The sequence below is a fragment of the Reyranella sp. GW821-FHT12G01 genome (assembly GCF_058806575.1).
Window position 1 is genome coordinate 2,409,450 of sequence record NZ_JBXAPV010000001.1, and the last position, 19,837, is coordinate 2,429,286.

The 19,837-nt window shown below is 67.2% G+C and carries 18 protein-coding genes; 6 read left to right on the forward strand and 12 right to left on the reverse strand.

The genetic code is table 11. The features are described 5' to 3' along the window. Window positions 1-59: 59 nt before the first annotated feature. The gene (gene recG / locus AC1RP5_RS11500) at window positions 60-2,141 is read left to right on the forward strand and encodes an ATP-dependent DNA helicase RecG (RefSeq protein WP_493110774.1); all 2,082 of its coding nucleotides are present in this window, start codon (window positions 60-62) and stop codon (window positions 2,139-2,141) included. A gap of 3 nt (window positions 2,142-2,144) precedes the next feature. Here recG and AC1RP5_RS11505 read toward each other — a convergent pair whose 3' ends face one another. The 8 genes from AC1RP5_RS11505 to AC1RP5_RS11540 form a co-directional block, all read right to left on the reverse strand. Then, on the reverse strand, window positions 2,145-4,178 hold the full coding sequence (locus tag AC1RP5_RS11505; RefSeq protein WP_493110775.1) for a DUF4139 domain-containing protein: 2,034 nt from the start codon (window positions 4,176-4,178) through the stop codon (window positions 2,145-2,147). A gap of 92 nt (window positions 4,179-4,270) precedes the next feature. Further along, on the reverse strand, window positions 4,271-4,678 hold the full coding sequence (locus tag AC1RP5_RS11510; RefSeq protein ID WP_493110776.1) for an iron-sulfur cluster assembly scaffold protein: 408 nt from the start codon (window positions 4,676-4,678) through the stop codon (window positions 4,271-4,273). Continuing rightward, entirely contained in the window at window positions 4,675-5,895 is a 1,221-nt protein-coding gene (locus tag AC1RP5_RS11515) for an aminotransferase class V-fold PLP-dependent enzyme (RefSeq protein WP_493110777.1), read from the reverse strand. Before AC1RP5_RS11515 ends, AC1RP5_RS11510 begins: the two co-directional genes overlap by 4 nt. Then, window positions 5,892-7,544: an NTP transferase domain-containing protein gene (locus tag AC1RP5_RS11520; RefSeq protein WP_493110778.1), complete on the reverse strand. Its 1,653-nt coding sequence runs from the start codon at window positions 7,542-7,544 to the stop codon at window positions 5,892-5,894. Before AC1RP5_RS11520 ends, AC1RP5_RS11515 begins: the two co-directional genes overlap by 4 nt. Then, complete coding sequence (locus AC1RP5_RS11525) at window positions 7,541-8,269, reverse strand: XdhC family protein (RefSeq protein WP_493110779.1); 729 nt, start codon at window positions 8,267-8,269, stop codon at window positions 7,541-7,543. Before AC1RP5_RS11525 ends, AC1RP5_RS11520 begins: the two co-directional genes overlap by 4 nt. Continuing rightward, entirely contained in the window at window positions 8,269-8,589 is a 321-nt protein-coding gene (locus tag AC1RP5_RS11530; RefSeq protein WP_493110780.1) for an XdhC family protein, read from the reverse strand. Before AC1RP5_RS11530 ends, AC1RP5_RS11525 begins: the two co-directional genes overlap by 1 nt. Window positions 8,590-8,592: 3 nt before the next feature. After that, window positions 8,593-9,858: a vWA domain-containing protein gene (locus AC1RP5_RS11535; protein ID WP_493110781.1), complete on the reverse strand. Its 1,266-nt coding sequence runs from the start codon at window positions 9,856-9,858 to the stop codon at window positions 8,593-8,595. Window positions 9,859-9,866: 8 nt separating this feature from the next. Next, window positions 9,867-10,790: an AAA family ATPase gene (locus AC1RP5_RS11540; protein WP_493110782.1), complete on the reverse strand. Its 924-nt coding sequence runs from the start codon at window positions 10,788-10,790 to the stop codon at window positions 9,867-9,869. 118 nt (window positions 10,791-10,908) lie between these two features. Between AC1RP5_RS11540 and AC1RP5_RS11545 the strand changes: the two genes are divergently transcribed. Both AC1RP5_RS11545 and AC1RP5_RS11550 read left to right on the forward strand, forming a co-directional pair. Beyond that, window positions 10,909-11,652 (forward strand): SDR family NAD(P)-dependent oxidoreductase, encoded by a 744-nt coding sequence (locus tag AC1RP5_RS11545; protein WP_493110783.1) that lies wholly within the window; start codon window positions 10,909-10,911, stop codon window positions 11,650-11,652. Next, on the forward strand, window positions 11,652-13,055 hold the full coding sequence (locus AC1RP5_RS11550) for an amidase (RefSeq protein ID WP_493110784.1): 1,404 nt from the start codon (window positions 11,652-11,654) through the stop codon (window positions 13,053-13,055). The genes AC1RP5_RS11545 and AC1RP5_RS11550 overlap by 1 nt, the downstream gene beginning before the upstream one ends. Window positions 13,056-13,070: 15 nt before the next feature. On the opposite strand, the gene AC1RP5_RS11555 is transcribed toward AC1RP5_RS11550, so the two are convergent. Genes AC1RP5_RS11555 through AC1RP5_RS11570 form a run of 4 tightly spaced genes read right to left on the reverse strand, consistent with a single transcriptional unit; the run spans window position 13,071 to window position 15,947 of the window. Beyond that, a complete protein-coding gene (locus AC1RP5_RS11555) occupies window positions 13,071-13,961 on the reverse strand; it encodes a DMT family transporter (RefSeq protein WP_493110785.1) in 891 nt (296 codons plus the stop codon). A gap of 8 nt (window positions 13,962-13,969) precedes the next feature. Then, complete coding sequence (locus AC1RP5_RS11560) at window positions 13,970-14,890, reverse strand: HoxN/HupN/NixA family nickel/cobalt transporter (RefSeq protein ID WP_493110786.1); 921 nt, start codon at window positions 14,888-14,890, stop codon at window positions 13,970-13,972. Then, window positions 14,875-15,549, reverse strand: coding sequence for a DUF1007 family protein (locus AC1RP5_RS11565; protein WP_493110787.1), 675 nt, complete (start codon window positions 15,547-15,549; stop codon window positions 14,875-14,877). Before AC1RP5_RS11565 ends, AC1RP5_RS11560 begins: the two co-directional genes overlap by 16 nt. Next, on the reverse strand, window positions 15,546-15,947 hold the full coding sequence (locus AC1RP5_RS11570; RefSeq protein ID WP_493110788.1) for an acyl-CoA thioesterase: 402 nt from the start codon (window positions 15,945-15,947) through the stop codon (window positions 15,546-15,548). The genes AC1RP5_RS11565 and AC1RP5_RS11570 overlap by 4 nt, the downstream gene beginning before the upstream one ends. 16 nt (window positions 15,948-15,963) lie before the next feature. Here AC1RP5_RS11570 and parE point away from each other — a divergent pair, with 16 nt between their 5' ends. The 3 genes from parE (at window position 15,964) to AC1RP5_RS11585 (ending at window position 19,823) form a co-directional block, all read left to right on the forward strand. Then, entirely contained in the window at window positions 15,964-18,069 is a 2,106-nt protein-coding gene (parE, locus tag AC1RP5_RS11575; RefSeq protein WP_493110789.1) for a DNA topoisomerase IV subunit B, read from the forward strand. Window positions 18,070-18,171: 102 nt separating this feature from the next. After that, window positions 18,172-18,735: a hypothetical protein gene (locus tag AC1RP5_RS11580; protein ID WP_493110790.1), complete on the forward strand. Its 564-nt coding sequence runs from the start codon at window positions 18,172-18,174 to the stop codon at window positions 18,733-18,735. Window positions 18,736-18,779: 44 nt separating this feature from the next. Next, complete coding sequence (locus AC1RP5_RS11585) at window positions 18,780-19,823, forward strand: quinone-dependent dihydroorotate dehydrogenase (protein WP_493110791.1); 1,044 nt, start codon at window positions 18,780-18,782, stop codon at window positions 19,821-19,823. Window positions 19,824-19,837: the final 14 nt, after the last annotated feature.

Genomic DNA, 19,837 nt, shown 5'->3' on the forward strand with positions numbered 1-19,837 from the left:
GGGCGTAGCATATAGGCGGCGGCGATGGCGAAGTCACGCAGCCCCTGATCAAGCCAACCATGCGCCCGCAAAGCCTCACGCCCCTTTTCGCCCATGTCACGTCCCTGCCCGGCATCGGCCCGCGGCTGGGTACGCTCGTGGAGAAACTGGCGGGCCCGCTGGTCGTCGACCTGCTGTGGCACCTGCCCCTGGGGGTTATCGACCGGCGCAACGCCCCCGACATCGCCCAGGCACGCGGCGGCGAGGTCGCGACGCTTACCGTGACGGTCGACGAGCATCAGGTCCCGCACAGCCCGCGCCAGCCCTACAAGGTCTGGTGCAGCGACGAGACCGGTCGGGTCTGCCTCACCTACTTCAACGGCCGCGAGGACTATCTCAAGAAACTGCTGCCGCCCGGCGAGACGCGGGTGATCAGCGGCAAGGTCGAGATCTACCAGGGCGAGGTGCAGATGACGCACCCCGACCATGTCGTGCCGCTCGAGGAGCGCGAGTCGATCCTGAGGGTCGAACCGGTCTACGGGCTCACGGCGGGGCTCACCCAGAAGCCGGTGCAGAAGGCGATCACGGCCGCCGTCGAGCGCGCGCCCGAATTGCCCGAATGGCAGGACACGGCCTTCCACAAGAAACAAGGCTGGAGCGACTGGAAGATGGCGATCGCGCGCGCCCACGCGCCGGAGGAGCTGGGCGATCTGTCGCCCTCGCGCCCTGCCCGCGCCCGCCTCGCCTTCGACGAGCTGCTGGCGAGCCAGCTCGCCATCGCCTTGGTCCGCCATCACAACCGCACCCTGGCGGGTCATGCCATCAAGGGTGACGGCCGCCTGCGCAAGGCCGTCCTCGCCTCCCTCTCTTTCGAGCTGACGGCCAGCCAGGCGCAGGCCATCGCCGAGATCGCCGAGGATCTCGCCAAGGAAGAGCGCATGGTGCGGCTGCTGCAGGGTGACGTCGGCAGCGGCAAGACGCTGGTGGCGCTGCTCGCCATGCTGATCTGCGTCGAGGCCGGCGCGCAGGCCGCGATGATGGCGCCGACGGAACTTCTGGCGCGCCAGCATTTCGCGACCATCGCACCACTGGCAGAAGCCGCCGGGGTAAAGGTCGCTCTCCTGACCGGTCGCGACGGCCAGCGCGCGAAGAAGCAGACCCTGCAGGGCCTGGCCGACGGCACGATCCAGCTCGTGGTCGGCACGCACGCGCTGGTGCAGGAGGATGTCGAGTTTGCCGACCTCGCCATGGCCGTGGTCGACGAACAGCACCGGTTCGGCGTCCACCAGCGCATGGCGCTCTCGTCCAAGGGACACGCCGTCGACTTCCTCGTCATGACGGCGACACCGATCCCGCGCACCCTGATGCTGGCGGCCTATGGCGACCTCGACGTCTCCAAGCTCACCGAGAAGCCGAAGGGTCGCCAGCCGATCGACACGCGCGCCCTGCCGCTGGAGCGCATCGGCGAGGTGGCCCAGGGCATCGGGCGCCAAATCTCGGCCGGCGCACGCGTCTACTGGGTCTGTCCGTTGATCGAGGAATCCGAGGAGATCGACCTCGCCAACGTGACCGAACGCTTCCAGCTTCTGAGCGACCGCTTTCCCGGCAAGGTCGGCCTGCTGCATGGCCGGCTGAAGAGCGCGGAGCGCGAGGCCGCGATGGCGGCCTTCGCCGACGGGCGGCTGTCGATCCTCGTGGCCACGACCGTGATCGAGGTCGGGGTCGACGTGCCAGCGGCTACCGTCATGGTGATCGAGCATGCCGAGCGCTTCGGCCTGGCGCAGCTCCATCAGTTGCGCGGCCGCGTGGGCCGCGGCAGCGCCAAGTCGACCTGCCTGCTGCTCTACGCAATGCCACTCGGTGAGACAGCCAAGGCGCGCCTCGCGATCATGCGCGAGACCGAGGATGGCTTCCGCATCGCCGAAGAGGACCTGAAACTGCGCGGCGCCGGCGAGCTTTTGGGCACCCGCCAGAGCGGCTTGCCCGACATGCGGCTGGCCGACCTCTCGGTCCACAACGAGCTGCTGGAAGCCGCTCGCGACGATGCACGACTGGTGATCTCGCGCGATCCCGATCTGCAGACGGAGCGCGGCAAGGCCTTGCGCGCGCTCCTCTACCTGTTCCGCCGCGACGACGCCGTCAGGACGTTGCGAGCGGGCTGATCGCTAGCCGAGCTGCCTCACATAGGTGCGCAGCGCGGCGCGAGCCTCGTCCGCGGCCTTCTCGGCGTCGGTGCGCCGCTTGGCGATCGCTTCGAGATCGGTCTCCTGCTTGTCGAGCGTCGCGAGGTAGCGGCGCTGAAGATCGCTGTTGGCCGGCACGCGCGCCAGGTTGTCGCGCAGGCGCGACTGCTCCTCCACGATCGCCTTCCGCTCGGCATCGATCTGAGTCACCTTGCGCTGGGCCTCCGCCGCCGCGTCCTGCAATTGCAGCACGCGGGTGAGCGCCTCGCGGGTCTTGGCGTCGAACTCGCGGGCCTGGGCATAGACCCGGATCTGCTCGGCCGCGCTCTCGACCAGCCGCACTTCCTGCTGCTGCGTCTGCTCCTGCACGACGTCGAAGCTCTGTGTCTGGTCGCCGCCCGGAAGCTGGAACGGGATGCGGTAGTTGCCCTCGCTCAGCTCGACGTCTTTCGCCTCGGGCTTGGTCAGGGTCCAGCCCGGCAGGCGGCGCTGCACGACGACGAGCTGGCGCGGCTCCTTGGCCGGACCGCGCACGCGATAAGTCGTGGTCTGTCGAATGACCTTCGACAGCCGCAGCACACCGTTGGAAATGGCGCCCGTCGCCAGCCGCTCGGTCTGGGCCGTGTCGCGCTCGATGACGATCTTCTCGTCGAGTGCATAGGCGAGAATGCGGGTCTCACCGACCGGGAAACCGGAGAGGCGCGCGTCGCCGACGTAGGAGACGTAAGACGCCTTGTCGCGCTCGTAGAGCGTGATGATGCCCGGCGGCAGGCCCGACTCACCGTCGTTGGTCAGGCGGATCGCGGCCAGTGGATTACGCGCGGCGGTATCGGCCTGATAGAGAGCGAGCCGCTGTGCCGGCACCTGGCGATCGACGATCGGGATCGAGAGCGTGCGGCCGTTCTCGACACTGACGGCGCGCGGGAACTTGAAGATCACCTGCGTGGCAGCGTCGCTCGCTTCGATCGGCTCGGCGGCGGCCGCGACCGTGGGCGGCGGGGGCGGCGGAGCTGCTGGCATTCCCGTGCTAACCGATCGCTCCTGCTGCGCCCGGTACGGCGCAGGCGCCGGCATCACCTGCGCGGCTTTGGGACGCTGCACGTCGGCCGCGACGCCGCCGCGATCGACGCCCGGCATCAGGCGACCGGCGATCTCGACCGGCACTTCGGGCCGCGTCACGTAGTAGGCATTGTAGAGCGCCTGCCGGAAGGCGACCGGACGACCCGACACGAGGGTCAGTTCGACATCCTTCCAATCCTGGCCGCTCATGTTCTCGACGACGGCCCAGCCCTGTAGCGCCGAGCGCGCGGCGGCGGGATCGGCGCCGAGAGTCAGGCGATAGGATGCCTTCCAGACCGGCGCTTCGACGATGTAGGCGACGCGCACCGTGCGCTTGCCCTGCCCGCGCATCGACAGGTCGATGGTGCGGGCATCCTTGGCGCGGTTGCCCTGGATGGCGACCAGCGCCTGCCCGACCTTGTCGCGCAGTGCCGGATCGGTGAACTGGAGGTTCTCGGCTTCCTCCAGAATGAACTGCTGCAGGCCGCGGTCGGTGTAGAGCGTGACCCGCGTGCGCTTCATCGTGCCCTTGTTCTCGGGCAACAGCAGCGTGTCTTCCTCGACCGAAACGACGCGGCCGGTCAACGAGCGGCTACCACCCACGGTGACCTGCGCGCCCTTCAAGGTCTGGAGCAGCTCCGCGGGCGAGCCCAGCGACCCTTGATCGAACGGCAGGTCCTTGAAGGCCTGTGCCAGCGGTTCGCGGCCTGGCAGGCTCAAGCCGCCGACGCCGCCCTTGTCGTCATAGACGACGAGGCTTTTCAGAACGTCGTCGACCTGGCCCAGCGACACCGTGAGCTTCAGGGACGCGTCGCCATCGACGGTCGCTTCGTATTCGAAATAGCCGAGACCGCCCGACGACAGCATGACCCGCTTCAGCGTGAGGTCCTGGGCATAAGCGAGGGTGGGCAACGCAATCAGGCCCAGCAGGGCCACGACGTTCATCAAAAGGCGCATGGTCTCTCCCGGACGTTGCCCGCGTACCGTGCACAGCGACTGTGACACAAGCGCGGCGGAGGCGAGACGAAAGTACGGGTGCGCCTGCCTGCTTACGTCAGCGCATCCTTGAGGGCTTCGAGCGGAAGCAGCACGCAGTCCTGACGCGACTTGTGCGCTGCGACGGGCGCAAAAGCATCGAACGGCTCGTGCGTCTCGCCGGGCTCCCGGCCGAGGGCGCGTTCGGCATCGTGGCGCAGCTCGGCGATGCCCGCCGCGTCGCGACCGATCGCGACTGACGACAAGGCCGAGGCCGAGGCCTGGCACAGGAGGCAGCCACGCACCTGATGGCCGATCTCCGCGATGCGTCCCGCGCCGTCCAGCTTCACGTCGAGGATCACGCGATCGCCGCACAGCGGGTTGTCGCGGCGTGCCGTCTTGGTCGGGTTCTCCAGCTTGCCGGCACCGGTCTTGGCCTTGGCGAGCGCGACGATACGCTCTTGATAGAGTTGGTCGCTCATCGCAGGGTCTTCGCAGCGTGCGCGACGCCGGCCAGCAGCGCGTCGATGTCGCTGTTGTCGTTGTACGGCGCCATGGAGACGCGTGTCGTGCCGTCGAGGTCGAAGCGGTCCATCAAAGGCTGCGCGCAGTGATGGCCGGCACGCACCGCGACGCCGAACGAATCGAGCGTCTGCGCCACGTCGTGCGGATGCACGCCGTCCAGCATGAAGGACACGACCGGGTAGCGGTTCTGCAGGCTCGCCGGCCCGAAGAGCTGCGTGCCGTCGATCTTCTGCAGGCCGTCCATCAGTCGCTGCACCAGCGCCATCTCATGATCGTGAGCGCCCGCCCAGTCGAGCGCCTGCATCCAGGCGCAGGCCGCGCCGAGCCCGATCGCCGGACCGATCGCCGGCGTGCCCGCCTCGAAGCGCCGCGGCGACGGCGCCCATGTGGTCTCGGCCAGGGTCACGCGGCCGATCATCGAACCGCCGCCCATGAACGGCGGCATCGCATCGAGAAGCTCCGGCCGGCCCCATAGCGCACCGATGCCGTTGGGACCGTAGGCCTTGTGGCCGGCGAAGGCGTAGAAATCGATGCCGAGCGACGGCAGGTCGAGCGGCCCGTGCGGCGCACGCTGCGCGCCGTCGAGCATCACCTTGGCTCCAACCGACTTCGCCGCCTCGACGACGGCGCGCACGTCGAGCAGCGCGCCGGTGACGTTCGAAACATGCGCCAGCGACACCAGCCTGGTCTTCGGTGTGAGAAGACGCGGCAGGGCCGAAAGATCGATGCGGCCGTCGGTCGTGACCGGCAGCATGTCGAGCTCGATGCCGGAGCGTGATCGCAGCAGCTGCCACGGCACGATGTTCGAGTGATGCTCGATCTCGGAGATCAGGATGCGGTCGCCGGGCTTCAGCATCGAGCCATAGGAATAGGCCACGAGATTGATCGCCGCCGTGCAGCCGCCAGTAAAGATGACTTCCATCGTCGGCACGCCGAGGAACGCCGCGACCTGGGCGCGGGCGTTCTCATAGGCCTCGGTCGCCCGCTCGGCCAGGCGATGGACACCGCGCAGCACGTTGGCGCGGCTGGTCGTCTCGTAGTGGCGCACCGCGTCGATCACCGTGAGCGGCGTCTGCGCCGAAGCACCGTTGTCGAGATAGTGGACGGGCAAGCCGTCGATGATCTCGGAGAGGATCGGGAACTGGCCGCGGACGGCGGCGACATCAAAACTCATGCCGGTATCCTTGCCCGCCACGCCGCCAGCGCCTCGGGCGTGTCGATGTCGGTGATCGCCGCCTCGCCCGTCATCTCGACTTCGCAAACGAGGTCGGCGTGTTCGCCGATCAGGTGCTTGGCGCCGCTGTCGCCGGATAGTTTGGCCATCTCGGGGAAGAAGCGCCGCGCCCACAGGACGGGATTGCCGCGCTTTCCGCCCACCGTCGGCACGCAGATCGAGCGGCCCTCGACGGGGCTGAAGGCGGCCATCAGGCGATTGAGCAGCGCGCTGCCGACGCCCGGCATGTCGCCGAGCTGCACGATGGCGGCATCGACGTTGGGGCCGAGTGCGGCGATACCGGTGCGCACCGAGGTGCTGAGACCGTCGGCGAAGTCCGGATTGGTGACGAAGCGCACGCGCGCTTTGGCCGGCAATGCCTTCTCGATCGTAGGACGGATTTCATCGGCCATATGGCCCAGAACCACGACGACCTCGACCGCCTGCGAGGCGAGCGCCGCGTTGACCGCATGCACGACCAGCGGCGCGCCGTCGGCTTCGGCTAAAAGCTTGTTCGGGCCGCCCATGCGCGTCGAGCGGCCGGCAGCCAGCACCAGCACGGCGACCCTCGGCGCCTGCTGCGGGCCGGCCTCTTCGGAATCGGTCTCGTCGCGCGGCTGCGGCCGGCTTGGAATTTCCGCGAGCAGGCCGCCCGAGCCCATGCGCACGATCTCGGCGCGACCGACGGGCAGGCGCGCGGCAAGCCGCTCCAGCACCATGTCGAAACCGTTGTACTTGGGTGACTTGGCGCAGCCCGGCAGGCCCAGCACCGGTTTGCCGTCCAGTTCGCCGGTCAGCAGCAGGTTGCCCGGATCGACCGGCATGCCGAAGTGAATCACCTTGCCGCCCGCCGCCTCGATGCCGGCCGGCACCACGTCGCTACGGTCGACGATCGCCGAAGCGCCGGCGATCAGGAACAGGTCGCAGCCCTCGGACTTGAGTTCGGCCAAAGCATCCGCAATCGCCTTCGCGTCATGCGCGACACGGCGCTCGCCGTTCAGGGTGCTGCCAAGTGAAGTCAGGCGCTTGGTCGTCGTGCCGACGGCCTTGTCCAGAACCTTGTCGCGTGTGCCGGGGAGCCTGGTCTGCACCAGACCGGCGCGCATCGCGTGGAATGGCGCGACCGAGATCATCGGGCGGTTCGCTTCCTTGGCGACGCCGACCGCGCGCGCGACGGCGGTTTTAGGCGCGCCATAGGGGATGATCTTCACCGTCGCCACCATCTGGCGCGGTTCGACCCGCGCGAAGGGCGGCAGGGTCGCAACAGTCACTGACTCGTCCAGCTCGTTCAGCGCATCGATGCGCCCCTGGTCGAGGACGGCGAGCCCGGCCTCGCGGGCGAAATGATTGCAGCGGCCGGTGAAGGCTGCTGTGACGTCGATCCCCTCGCCCGCCAGCGCCCTCGCAACCGTCGCGGCGGCCTCGTCCTCGTGCATGTCCTCGGCATCGAGACGCGCGGCCACCACCGTCGAGACACCCGCCTCCTTCAGGCGCGCGACATCGTCATCCGACAGGATGCGGCCCTTGGAAAAATTGATGCCGTCGGTACGCCGGCTATGCGCCAGGATGGCGCCGCTGGCCTCGTCGATCGGTGTGTCGCCAAATCTCACGCTGCGGCGACCTTCGAAGCAGACAGCGCCTCGAGTCGACGCGCCCGAACCTCGATGATCTGGCCCAGGATCGACACGGCGATCTCCGCCGGCGACTTGGCGCCGATGTTGAGCCCGACCGGACCGTGCACGCGGGTGAACATCTCCTCGGTGATGCCGACCTCGGCCAAGCGCTCCTTGCGCTTCGCATGGGTCTTACGGCTGCCGAGAGCTCCAATGTAGAAGACGTCGGACTTCAGCGCCGATTCGAGCGCCGGATCGTCGAGCTTGGGATCGTGGGTCAGGGTCACGACGGCGGTCGAGATGTCGAGGCCCATCGCCTGGAAGGCCTCGTCGGCCCAATCCTTGATCACCTTCACACCGGGAAAGCGCATGGTCGTGGCCCAAGCGCCGCGCGGATCGACGACGGTGACGTCGAACTCCAGCATGGCCGCCATCGGCGCCAGCGACTGCGCAATGTGCACCGCGCCGACGATGATCAGCCGCGGCGGCGGCACGTAGACGTTCAGGAAGATCTTGGCGCCGTCGAGGTCGATGGTCTCGCTCTTGCCGATGTCCATGGCGCGCTGCGCTGCCGAGACGATCGCGGCGTCTCCAGCGAGATCGCCCTTGGCGCCGTCACGATAGACGAGCGCTTCCGCCGCGTCGCTGAGGCGGGTGGCGAGCGTCACCGCCCGCCGCTTGGCGCGCGCTTCCTGAAGAGCGGCAAGAGTCTCGGCCTTCATCAGTTCACCTTCTCGACGAAGACCTGGACCTTGCCACCACAAGCAAGGCCAACGTCCCAGGCCTGCTCGTCGGTGACGCCGAAATCGAGCAGCCGCGGCTTGCCGTCCTTGATGGCATCGAGCGCCTCGCGGACGACCGCGCCTTCGATGCAACCGCCAGACACCGAACCCACCATGTTGCCGGCATCGTCGACGCCGAGCTGGCTGCCGACGGGACGCGGCGAGGATCCCCAGGTGACGATCACCGTGGCGACGGCGACGCCCTTGCCGTCGGCCTTCCACTTGCCGACCTGATCGAGAACTTCCAGCGCGTCGCTCATGATCTACTCCTTGCGAAGTTCGGTCTGCCATCCCGACAGGCGTTTGTCGGCCCCGACGGTGCGGGACCCCAGCGCCGCGATCAGACCGGACAGGCTCTCCAGGTTGTGGACGGGCCTGAATTCGTCGACATGCGGCAGCATGGCCTTGTTGCCCTGAGATTTGGGCTCATAGCCGCCGTACCGCAAGAGCGGGTTGAGCCAGATCATGCGTGAGCAGGACTTATGCAAGCGTTCCATTTCCTCATCCAAGCCGCTCGCGCCCTCGCGATCGAGGCCGTCGGTGATGAGGAGAACGACTGCGCCCTGCCCCAGCACGCGGCGCGACCACTTGTTGTTGAACTCGTGCAGCGCCTGGCCGATGCGGGTGCCGCCCGACCAGTCCTCGACCTGCGAGGAAGCCTTCTGCAGCGCGATGTCGACGTCACGGTTGCGCAACGCGCGGGTCACGTTCGACAGGCGCGTGCCGAAGGTGAAGCAGTAGACGCGGTCGCGGTCGTTGGTGATGGCATGCATGAAATGCAGGAACATCCGCGTATAGCGGGCCATCGATCCCGAGATGTCGCACAGGATGACGAGCGGTGGCGGCCGGCGGCGCGGCTCGCGCCTCGACAGTTCCGTGAGCCCCTCCGGCCGCATCGCGCGGCGCAAGGAGGCGCGGAAATCGACCCGCGGGCCCCGGCGCGCCGGCTGGTAGCGCCGCGTGCGCCGTTCCGGTACCGGCAGCCGCAGCCGAGCGATGGCGCGCAGCGCGGCATCGATCTCGGCCTGGGACATCTGCTCGAAGTCGCGCGTCTGCAGGACTTCGCGGTCCGACACGGTGAAGGTTGCCTCGACTTCGACTTCCGGCGGCTCCTCGGACTGCTCCGGTGCCTCGCCCTGGCCGGGCTGCTGCAGCGCGTCCTGCAGGCGGCGACTGAGTTGCTTGCCGTTCTCCTGCTCGGCCGGCACGCCGACCTGCGGCAGCAGCATGTCCATCATCTTCTCGAGCAGGCGCGGATTGCGCCAGTAGACGTGGAAGGCCTGGTCGAAGATCTCGCGCTGGTCGCGGCGGTTCACGAAGACGGAATGAAGCGTCCAGTAGAAGTCATCGCGGTTGCGCAGGCCCGCCGCCTCGACCGCCTCGATGGCGCGCAGGATCTGCCCCGGCCCGACGCGCAGGCCCGCCGTCCGCAACGTCCGCGCAAAGTGCACGATGTTGCGGGCAAGCTTGCCGTCGCGCGGTTCGCGTCCCGGAGGAGGCCCGGCCGGCGGATCGGGCAGTACATCCATCTGGTGGCTCAGCCCAGTGGCTGGGCGGCGATGTCGGACTTCACCTTGCGCAGGATCTCGGCCGCTTCCGAGCCCTGCAGGCGCTGGATGTCGTCCTGGTATTTGAGCAGCACGCCCAGCGTGTCGTTGATCGTGCGCGGGTCGAGGTCGAGCGCGTCGAGTTCCGACAGCGCCGTCGACCAGTCGATCGTCTCCGCGACGCCCGGCGCCTTGAACAGGTCGAGCTTGCGCAATTCCTGGACAAAGCCAACGACCTGGCGTGACAGGCGCTCGCTGGCGCCCGGCGCCTTGACCTTGAGGATTTCCAGCTCGCGCTTCAGGTCGGGATAGTCGACCCAGTGGTAGAAGCAGCGCCGCTTCAGCGCGTCGTGGATCTCGCGGGTGCGGTTGGAAGTGATGATGACGATCGGCCGTTCCGCCGCCTTCACGGTGCCGAGTTCGGGGATCGTCACCTGGAAATCCGAGAGCACTTCCAACAGATAGGCTTCGAACGGCTCGTCGGTGCGGTCTAGTTCGTCGATCAGCAGGATCGGCGCGCCGCCGGCCTGCGGCTGCAGCGCCTCGAGCAGCGGACGGCGGATCAGGAACTTCTCGTTGAAGATGTCGGCGGCGATCTCGCCGCGATCGTGCACACCCTGCGCCTCGGCGAGGCGAATCTCGATCATCTGGCGGGCGTAGTTCCACTCATACACCGCCGAGGCCACGTCCAGGCCCTCGTAGCATTGCAGGCGGATCAGCGGCCGGTTCAGGGTCTGCGCCAGCACCTTGGCGATCTCGGTCTTTCCGACGCCCGCCTCGCCTTCACAGAACAGCGGCCGCCCGAGCTTGAGCGCGAGATAGAGGACGGTGGCGAGGCTGCGGTCGGCGATGTAGTCGCCGCCCTTCAGCAGCTCGACGGTGGCGTCGATGGACGCCGGCGTGGGCGAAGGCATGAAACTCCTGAAAACACTCAGGGCGCCGAAGCGCCGTTGCGACGACCAGTGTAGCGGATGGTCCAGCGCGCCGATATGGTAGGAATTGCAAGATAATTCAAGGATTTGGGAGGAAGGCATGGAAGCCGGGTTGTTCAAGGGCAGGACCGCCATCGTGACGGGCGGCGCACGCGGAATCGGGCTGGCCTGCGCTGCGAAAATCACCGCCGGCGGTGGGCGCGTCGCGCTGTGGGACCGCGACCTCGACCGCACCAAGCAATCCGCCGCCGCCCTGAAAGGCGCGGTCGCCGTCGCAGTCGATGTGACCAGCGAGGCCGACGTCGCCAAGGCCCTGGCCGAGACCGAGAAGCTGCTGGCGCCGCCCGACATCCTGGTCGCCAGCGCCGGCATCACCGGGCCCAACACGACTGTGGCCAAGTATCCCGTCGATGCCTGGCGGCAGGTGATCGACATCAACCTGACCGGCGTCTTCCTGACCAACCGCGTCGTGGTCGACGGCATGGTGGCACGCGGCTGGGGCCGTATCGTCAACATTGCCTCGGTGGCCGGCAAAGAAGGCAACCCGAACGCCTCCGCCTACTCCGCCTCGAAGGCCGGCGTCATCGGCCTCACCAAGTCGCTCGGCAAGGAACTTGCTACGAGCGGCGTGCTGGTGAACTGCGTCGCACCGGCCGTGGTGAAGACGGAGTTGTTCAGCCAGATGACCGAGCAGCATATCAACTACATGCTGTCGAAGATTCCGATGAACCGTTTCGGCGAGGTGGAGGAAGTGGCCGAGATGGTCGCGTGGCTCGCCTCCTCCCACTGCACCTTCGCAACGGGCGCAGCTTTCGATCTCTCTGGTGGACGGGCTACCTACTGATGTCTCTGCATGAACTCACGCTGACAGAACTTTCCGCCGGCCTCGCTGCCAAGCGCTTCTCCTCGCGCGAGGTGATCGACGCGCTGCTGGCCCGGATCGAAAAGGGCGACGGCAAGCTGCACGCCTTCACCGAAGTCTACGCGAAGGAAGCCCGCGCGATCGCCGACGGCGCCGATGCCGCGCGCGCCTCGGGCTTTCCGCTGCCGGCGCTGCACGGCCTGCCGGTCGCCTACAAGGATCTCTGCGACATCGAGGGCCGCATCGGTACTGGCGGCTCCAAGATGTGGGAGAAGCGCGTCGCGACCGAGACCTCGAACACGGTGGAGCGTCTGACCGCCGCCGGCATGATCCCGCTCGGCAAGCTGCACATGGTCGAGTTCGCGTTCGGCGGCTGGGGTACCAATCCGCTGATGGGCGCGCCGTGGAATCCCTGGGACCTCAAGACCCATCGCACGCCGGGCGGCTCGTCGAGCGGCACCGGCGTTGCCGTGGCGGCACGACTGACACCGGCCGGCATCGGCAGCGACACCGGCGGCTCGGTGCGCATCCCCTGCGCTTTCAATGGACTCGTCGGTCTGAAAGTCACGTTCGGCCGCATCGGCCTGCACGGCACGATGCTGCTGTCTTGGACGCTCGATTCGATCGGCCCGATGACGCGCTCGGTCGAGGATTGCGCGTTGATGCTCAATGCCCTCGCCGGCCCCGATCCGCGCGATCCGACGACGCTCGGCCAGCCGCTGGAGGATTTCACTGCCTCGACGAAAGGTGGCTCGATCAAGGGCATGCGCATCGCCCTGCCCGATGCGTCCGCGCTGCCGGCATGCGATCCTGATGTCATCGCGGCGTGGCAGGCTTCCGCGAAGAAGCTCGAGGAGCTCGGTGCCATCGTCGAGCCGGTGAAGATTCCCGAGTGGTACTTCAATCTCGGCGTCGGCGCGGGCTCGATCTCGGCCTCGGAACTGTGGTCGCTGCACCGCGGCTGGATCGAGGACATGAGCAAGCCGATCGGCGACGGCGTGCGCGGCCGCGCGATGGCCGCCAAGGGCTTCGCCCCTGCTCTCTATGCCGAGGAGCTGCGCCGCATGGCCAAGCGGCGCGCCGAGTTCAATGCCTGGATGGCGCCCTACGAGGCGCTGCTGACGCCGACGCTCGCGTCCGGTGCGATCCCGGTCGCCGAGGTCGACGAGACCTCGCCTGCCATCTCGCTGATGACGCGCCCCGGCAACTATCTCGGCCTCTGCGGTCTCTCCCTGCCGAACGGGTTCTCGAAGGGGCTGCCGGTCGGCATCCAGCTTTTGGGCAAGCCCTATGCTGAGGGCACCGTGCTCAAGATCGGCAAGGCACTGCAGGACGCGACCGACTTCCACAAGCGCGCGCCGGACCTGTCGTCCCTTGGTCTCTGACGGTTCGAGACACGGTCAAACCTTCTGCGGCTTGCGCCCTTGCCAGCCGACCATGAGGCCCGCGCCGATGACCACTGCCGTGCCGAGCCAGGTATAAAAGTCCGGCACCTCGGCGAACATCAGGTAGCCGACGATCACCGAGCCGATCATCTGCGTGTAGTTGAACGGCGCCACGAAGTTGGCCGAGGCATATGTCAGCGCCTTGGCAACGCAGTAGTGGCCCAGTGCGCCCAACGCTCCCAGTGAACACAGCAGCGCCAAGTCGCCCCAACCTGTCGGTGCCTTCCAATGGAACGGCAGCCAGGCCGACATGATGATTGCGCCCAGAAGCACGCTGTAGAAGATCGACGTGGCCGGCGCGTCGATACCCGCGAGGCGCCTGATCAGGATCTGGTACATCGCGTAGCAGACGGCGCTACACAGCAGCAGCAGCGACTGCCACTGGAACACCGCACTGCCTGGCCTGATCACGATCAGCACGCCGATGAAGCCGACCATGACAGCGGCCATCCGGTAAAAGGTGATGCGCTCGCCGAGCAAGGGCCAAGCCAGCAGTACGACGGCGAGCGGCGCCACGAAGGTGACCGCGATCGCCTCGGCGACCGGGATGGACTTCACCGCCGAGAAGAAGAATAGCGTCGAGAGCATCATCATGACCGAGCTGACGAACTGCGTGCCGATGCGGCGTGTGCGCAGCATCCCCAGCCCCATGCGCGGCATGAACACCGCAGCGACCAGCACCAGGTGCAGGATGATCCGGAACCAGACGATCTCCTGCGGCTCGTAGGTCGCGGCCAGCAGCTTTACCAGGCCGTTCATGATCGGGAACAGCGCGCAGGCCGTGCACATGAACAGCACGCCCAGCAGGGGCCGCGACGTTCGGCTGGGCGCCTTCAGTTCGGCCACTCTGGGGCTCAGCGGAAGAAGCGTTCGAGCGAGCCCAGCAGCAAGGTGCCGGCGGTCGCGATCACGATCAGCGAAGCGGCGATCGCGGTGAAGCGGCCGATCTCCTGCGAGCGCCCCTCACCGATGATCAGCCGATGCGCCACCATCGAGGCCATGCCGATGCCGGCCAGCGTGACCGCCATGCCGAGCGCGATGGCGATGACGCCGACGACGCCAGCCCACAGCACATCCAGCGCGATCGACAGAAGAATGATGATCAGCGCGCCAGCGCACGGCGCAATGCCAGCCGCTGTCAGCAACAGCCAGCCAGCGATCGTGCGCTGCGGCGGCTCATGGTCGTGCCCGTGATGATGGTCATGGCCATGGGCATGATCGTCGTGCCCATGATCGCCGTGCCAATGCTCGTGCACGCGGCCGGTGATGCCAGCCCATAGTCGCCAGAAGCCGACCAGCAGGATCAGCGTGTAGGAGACGATCTCGACGTTGCGCACCTCGCGCATCGCACCGAACAGGCCGACGGTCGAGGACAGTTTCAACGCGCCTGCCAGCAGGAGCGCCGCCAATGTGTGGGTGAAGGCGATCCAGCCGCCGGCGAAGATGCCCTCGATCCAGGCGCGAGGCTTCGTGCTGTCGAGGAAGTAAGCCACCACGACGGCCTTGCCGTGGCCCGGCCCGAGCGTGTGCACCACGCCGTAGCCGAAGCAGACGGTGACCAGGGTCCACAGCGCCAGCGAGCCGGTGCCCGACTGGACGTCGCGCAGGGAGGTCGAGAGGACCTGGTTGATGCGGCGCTGATACTCAGCCGAATAGCGCGCGAGCTCGGCGACGCCGTCGCTGAACACCAGCGCGCCCCCCAGGGCGACCAGAAGGAGCACGCCCACCCACAGGAAGGGTGAGCGCAGGGCGGAAGACCTTACGGAAGCTGGCATGTCACCACGTCGGCAAATACGGGATAGCCGCGCACGAACTCGGCCTTGTAGGACGGGTGCTTGCTCAGCGAGCAGTGCGCGGGAACCGAAGCCTTGTCGACTTCGATGCGGATGAAATCCTCGGGATCGTAGGTCGCGATCGAGACGAGCTTGGAGGGCTCGGGCAGCGCGAAACGCATGACGTAGACGAGGTTGCGCGGCCCCTGCTTGCGTGGCCCCTCGGGTTGGTCGACGCGCTTGTTCTGCGGCATCGGCATGCCGGAACTGTCGCCGGCATTGCGATCCCATTCCGGCGGAATGAAGGTCGCGGGATCGTCGATACGGGCGGAGAATTGCGGCGGCTTGGACGGGCGGAAGTCCTTTCCGCCGGTGTTGATCCAACTCAGGTAACCGGACTTGCCGAGTTCCGGCATCATCTCGTCGGCCAGCAACTTGGTCTCGCGCGCCGAGACCTTGCCGTTCTTGTCCTCGTCGATCAGCGGGATCTCAACCTCACTGGAGAACGGATCGAAGCGCCATTCGATCTCGACATGGGTGTACTTGCCGTCCTTGGCAACCACGCGGACGACCTGCTGGACGACGATGTGGGGATGGGCGGAGGCGGCGACCGGCGCCAGCAGCCCGATGCCGGCGAGGACGGAGGCGAGCAGCCGCCTCATGCCGTCGCGACCTGCGGCGGCCCATCCTGCGGGACCGTGCGCGGCTTGCCGTCGTCGTCGATGGCCACGAACACGAAGGTGCCGTGGGTCACTCGGATATCGGTCTGCTCGTGGCGGCGCTGCACCACGGTCTCCAGCCCGATGGTGATCGAGGTGCGGCCGACCTTCACGACTTCTCCGTAGATCGACACCATGTCTCCCACCTTGATCGGCTGGACGAAGGTCATGGCCGTAATGGCGACCGTCGCCACCCGCCCCTTTGCCACCCGGGCCGCGAGCGCCCCGCCCGCGATGTCCATCTGGCTCAGCACCCAGCCGCCGAAAATGTCGCCATTTCCGTTCATGTCGGCGGGCTGAGGGACGGTCCTTACGATGGGATCGCGGCGACTTTCGGACATCAATTCCTCACCGGATATGGTTGCTTTCGCGCGTTTTTGCTACCATACCCATGCCCAACCGGCCACCAAGCGATCCCCTCGCGCGGCCGTGGAAAGACAAGAAGCAGGCATGGCACGAAACGGCGATCTGTTCGATCGGTCTGGCGGCGGCAAGCGTGCCGCGGGGCCGAAGGAAAATTCCTACACGGCCCAGGACATCGAGGTGCTGGAGGGGCTCGAACCCGTCCGCAAGCGCCCCGGCATGTATATCGGCGGCACCGATGAACGGGCCATGCATCATCTCGTGGCCGAGATCCTCGACAATTCGATGGACGAGGCCGTCGCCGGCCATGCCGACACGATCTGGCTGGAGATGCTGCCGGGCAACTACGTCCTGATCCGCGACAACGGTCGCGGCATGCCGGTCGACCCGCATCCGAAATTCAAGAACAAGTCGGCCCTCGAGGTCATCCTCACGACCCTGCACGCGGGCGGCAAGTTCAACAGCAAGGTCTACGCGACGTCGGGCGGTCTGCACGGTGTCGGCGCCTCGGTCGTGAACGCACTCTCGGACGATCTCGTCGTGGAGGTCGCACGCGACCGCCAGTCCTGGACGCAGAGCTTTTCGCGCGGCCTGCCCGTCAACAAGCTCAAGCCGGCGGGCCCTGCTCCCAACCGGCGCGGCACGACGGTCACCTTCCATCCCGATCCCGAGATCTTCGGCAAGCAGCAGTTCGTGCCTGAGCGCCTCTACCGGATGGTGCGCTCCAAGGCGTATCTGTTCCGCGGCGTCGAGATCCGCTGGAAGTGCGACAAGTCCCTGCTCCCCAAGAGCGGCGAGATCCCCGAGGAAGAGACGTTCCACTTCCCCGGCGGCCTCAAGGACTACGTCACCTCCGAGATCGGCCAGCGCGGCACCGTCGTGCCGCAGCCTTTCGCCGGCGAAGCCAAGGGCGATGGCAACGGCAAGGTCGAATGGGCCGTCTGGTGGCCGAACGACGAAGAAGGCTTCGTCCGTTCCTACTGCAATACCGTGCCGACCGCCGAGGGCGGCACGCATGAATCAGGTTTTCGCAGCGCGCTGGTGCGTGGTCTCAAGCGCTATGCCGAGCTGACCGGCAATCGCAAGGGCTCGATCATTACCGCCGACGACGTGATCGAGGGCTCCCTCGCCCTCGTCTCGGTGTTCATCGAACAGCCGCAGTTCCAGGGCCAGACCAAGGAAAAGCTGGTCAGCGTCGAGGCGACCAAAGTCGTCGAGACGATCGTCGGCGACAATTTCGAGCACTGGCTGATCGGCGACAAGGAAGCGGGCAACGTCCTGCTGGAACATGTCGTTGCCAAGGCCGAGGAACGGCTGCGCCGCCGCCAGGACCGCGAGCAGCAGCGCAAGACCGCGACGCGCAAGCTGCGACTGCCCGGCAAGCTCGCCGACTGTTCGAGCTCCGCCTCGATCGGCACCGAGATCTTCCTGGTCGAGGGCGACTCGGCCGGTGGCTCGGCCAAGGCTGCGCGCAATCGCGAGACCCAGGCCATCCTGCCGTTGCGCGGCAAGATTCTGAACGTGGCCAGCGCCACCTCCGACAAGATGCGCGAGAACCAGGAGATCCAGGACCTGATCCAGGCGCTGGGCTGCGGTGCGGGCACGAACTACAACAATGACCGGCTGCGCTACGAGCGTGTGATCATCATGACCGACGCCGACGTCGACGGCGCGCACATCGCCTCGCTGCTGATGACGTTCTTCTATCGCGAGATGCCGAAGCTGATCGAGAACGGCCACCTGTTCCTCGCCCAGCCGCCGCTGTTCCGCCTGAGCAAGGGCGGCCGCACGGAATATGCGCAGGACGACGCGCAGAAGGACGAGCTGGTCCGCACGGTGTTCAATGGCAAGGCCGACATCACCCGCTTCAAGGGCCTGGGCGAGATGCAGTCCGTGCATCTGCGCGAGACCACCATGGACCCGACCAAGCGGGTGCTGCTGAAGGTCGACGTGCCGACAGCCGCCGGGGCCGGCCCGGATGACCGGCTCGAGGAGATGCGGACGCGCGTCCTCGTCGAGGACCTGATGGGCCGCAAGCCTGAGAAGCGCTACGCCTTCATCCAGGAAAACGCCAAGTTCGCCCGCGATCTCGACGTCTGAGCCACCTCACGGACGGATTACGCGCCGCGCGCAATAATGTGACATACGTCCGCGGGGCCCCGGGCGTATGATGGGCCTATAATTCGTGGAGGAGACCGCCCCATGCGTTTCAAGACCAAGATCGCCGCCGCTCTTCTGGCGGTCGTCGCCTTCCCCGCCGCCGTCTACGCGGCCACCATTGGCGGCGTCTTCTACGCGGTGCAGTACGACTATCGCGAATTCTTCGCCGCGACCGACGGCAAGAACTTCCAGGTCGTCCTGGCTGGCGATCCCTTCCCCGGTACCGATCCGGCGATCGTCGCACGCGACCTGCTGCCGATGATGCAGGCGGCCAAGCCGATGCCGCGGCTCACCTTCACCTACGAGGAGCCGGCCGAGAAGCCGCGGCCCGATTACCGGCTGATGCTGGTGTTCAATCCGGCCAACGACCTCAACAGCGACGCGGTCTGCAAGGGCACGACGCGCTTCAAGCCCAACCAGCCGGGCGTGTTCTACGTCTATGCCATCTACTGCCGCAACGACATGACCATGTCGGAGACCACCGCCACGACCCCGGCGACCGGCCCGAACGACCCACGCATCGCCCAGCTCTTCCGTGAGCTGTTCATGGTCGTGTTCACCGACTCTCCCGGCATCCGCCCCAACCAGGGTGGCGATCGCCGCTAGCGCAGCAAAGCGCTCCACAGGGAACCTCTGCTAACCAGACGGGCATGGCCGTCTGGTATTCCCTCCTCGATCTCGCCCTCTCCCGCCTCGACGCCGAGGCAGCGCATGGCCTTGCCATCCGCGCCCTGAAGAGCGGCCTGCTGCCGGGTGACCGGCGTCCCGATCCTGCCTCGCTGGCGACCACCATTTGGGGACGCTCGCTGCCCAACCCGATCGGCTTGGCCGCCGGCTTCGACAAGAATGCCGAGGTGGCCGACGCCATGCTGGCACAGGGCTTCGGGCTGGTGGAGATCGGCAGCGTCACGCCCCGTCCGCAGGAGGGCAATCCGCGCCCCCGCCTGTTCCGGCTGCCGCAGGATCGCGGCGTCATCAACCGCATGGGCTTCCCTGGCCACGGCCTCGACGCCGCCCGCGCCCGTCTCGCCGCCCGTGCCCGGCGCGGCTTCGTCGGCGTCAACATTGGCGCCAACAAGGACAGCACCGATCGCGCCGCCGATTATGTGACCGGCTGCGTCGCGCTGGCGCCCTATGCTGACTACCTGGTCTGCAACGTCTCCTCGCCCAACACGCCGGGCCTGCGCAGCCTGCAGGGCCGCACCGAGCTGGCCGGCCTGTTGAAGCGCGTGCAGGACGCCATTGCCGCCAAGCCGGTGCCGCTGGTGGTCAAGATCGCGCCCGACGCGACCGACGACGATCTCGACGACATCGTCTTCGTCTGCCGCGACCTCAGGCTCGACGGCATCATCATCGGCAACACGACGCTGTCGCGCCCGCCCACGCTGCGGTCCGACCGGAAGGGCGAGACCGGCGGCCTCTCGGGCGCCCCGCTCACGGCGCTGTCGACGGAGGTGCTGCGTAAAGCGGCGATCCGTACCGAGCGCCAGTTCCCCCTGATCGGCTGCGGCGGCATCGGCTCGGGCGCCGACGCCTATGCCAAGATCCGCGCTGGCGCGAGCCTGGTGCAGCTCTACTCGGCCATGGTTTACGAAGGCCCGCCGCTCGTCCGCCGCATAAAGGATGAACTCGCGGCCCTTCTGGCGCGTGACGGCTTCGCTTCGGTCGCCGATGCCGTCGGAGTAGATATCTGATCTCCGGACCGCGG

Coding starts and splice junctions, on each gene's coding strand:
- recG (WP_493110774.1), top strand. CDS start 60: ATGCGCCCGCAAAGCCTCACGCCCCTTTTCGCCCATGTCACGTCCCTG.
- AC1RP5_RS11505 (WP_493110775.1), bottom strand. CDS start 4,178: ATGCGCCTTTTGATGAACGTCGTGGCCCTGCTGGGCCTGATTGCGTTG.
- AC1RP5_RS11510 (WP_493110776.1), bottom strand. CDS start 4,678: ATGAGCGACCAACTCTATCAAGAGCGTATCGTCGCGCTCGCCAAGGCC.
- AC1RP5_RS11515 (WP_493110777.1), bottom strand. CDS start 5,895: ATGAGTTTTGATGTCGCCGCCGTCCGCGGCCAGTTCCCGATCCTCTCC.
- AC1RP5_RS11525 (WP_493110779.1), bottom strand. CDS start 8,269: ATGAAGGCCGAGACTCTTGCCGCTCTTCAGGAAGCGCGCGCCAAGCGG.
- AC1RP5_RS11530 (WP_493110780.1), bottom strand. CDS start 8,589: ATGAGCGACGCGCTGGAAGTTCTCGATCAGGTCGGCAAGTGGAAGGCC.
- AC1RP5_RS11535 (WP_493110781.1), bottom strand. CDS start 9,858: ATGGATGTACTGCCCGATCCGCCGGCCGGGCCTCCTCCGGGACGCGAA.
- AC1RP5_RS11540 (WP_493110782.1), bottom strand. CDS start 10,790: ATGCCTTCGCCCACGCCGGCGTCCATCGACGCCACCGTCGAGCTGCTG.
- AC1RP5_RS11545 (WP_493110783.1), top strand. CDS start 10,909: ATGGAAGCCGGGTTGTTCAAGGGCAGGACCGCCATCGTGACGGGCGGC.
- AC1RP5_RS11550 (WP_493110784.1), top strand. CDS start 11,652: ATGTCTCTGCATGAACTCACGCTGACAGAACTTTCCGCCGGCCTCGCT.
- AC1RP5_RS11560 (WP_493110786.1), bottom strand. CDS start 14,890: ATGCCAGCTTCCGTAAGGTCTTCCGCCCTGCGCTCACCCTTCCTGTGG.
- AC1RP5_RS11565 (WP_493110787.1), bottom strand. CDS start 15,549: ATGAGGCGGCTGCTCGCCTCCGTCCTCGCCGGCATCGGGCTGCTGGCG.
- AC1RP5_RS11570 (WP_493110788.1), bottom strand. CDS start 15,947: ATGTCCGAAAGTCGCCGCGATCCCATCGTAAGGACCGTCCCTCAGCCC.
- parE (WP_493110789.1), top strand. CDS start 15,964: ATGGTTGCTTTCGCGCGTTTTTGCTACCATACCCATGCCCAACCGGCC.
- AC1RP5_RS11580 (WP_493110790.1), top strand. CDS start 18,172: ATGCGTTTCAAGACCAAGATCGCCGCCGCTCTTCTGGCGGTCGTCGCC.
- AC1RP5_RS11585 (WP_493110791.1), top strand. CDS start 18,780: ATGGCCGTCTGGTATTCCCTCCTCGATCTCGCCCTCTCCCGCCTCGAC.